The organism is Vibrio sp. 10N.222.48.A3 (genome assembly GCF_041475345.1).
In the GTDB taxonomy this organism is placed as follows: domain Bacteria; phylum Pseudomonadota; class Gammaproteobacteria; order Enterobacterales; family Vibrionaceae; genus Vibrio; species Vibrio tasmaniensis_A.
This window is the reverse complement of sequence record NZ_JBFRVX010001566.1, coordinates 1-624: the sequence shown is the minus strand read 5'-3', so window position 1 is coordinate 624 and position 624 is coordinate 1. Positions and strand designations below refer to the sequence as shown.

1 protein-coding gene is annotated in these 624 nt (G+C 47.6%); it reads left to right on the top strand.

What is annotated here, in order from left to right:
• Window positions 1-624, top strand: a 624-nt coding sequence (locus tag AB4653_RS27765) for a beta-ketoacyl synthase N-terminal-like domain-containing protein (protein WP_372105854.1), incomplete at both ends; no start/stop codon positions are given.

Below are 624 nucleotides of genomic sequence, written 5' to 3'. Positions count from 1 at the left end.
GCTTGCGCTCTCAAGTTTGGGGTAACCTAAAAATGAACCCTGCTGACCATATCGATCGCAAAAAAATGCGCTTTATGGGTGATGCAGCGGCATTCGCTTATCTTTCAATGGAGCAAGCAATTGCTGACTCTGGTTTAACTGAAGATCAAGTATCTAATGACCGCACGGGTATCGTAGCGGGTTCAGGTGGTGCTTCATCTCTAAACCAAGTAAACGCAGTAGACATCATCCGTGAAAAAGGCGTGAAGCGCGTTGGCCCATACATGGTTCCACGTACAATGGCTTCTACGGTTTCTGCTTGTCTAGCAACACCTTTCAAAATCCGCGGTGTGAACTACTCTATGAGTTCTGCATGTGCAACATCTGCACACTGTATCGGTCACGCAATGGAGCTTATCCAACTTGGTAAGCAAGACGTAGTATTCGCTGGTGGCGGTGAAGAACTAGATTGGTCTCTGACTATGATGTTCGACGCAATGGGCGCACTTTCTACTAAGTACAACGACACTCCAGAATTGGCTTCTCGTACTTATGATGCTGACCGTGACGGTTTCGTTATCTCTGGTGGCGGCGGTATGCTAGTTATCGAAGAACTTGAGCACGCTGTTGCTCGTGGCGCAAAAA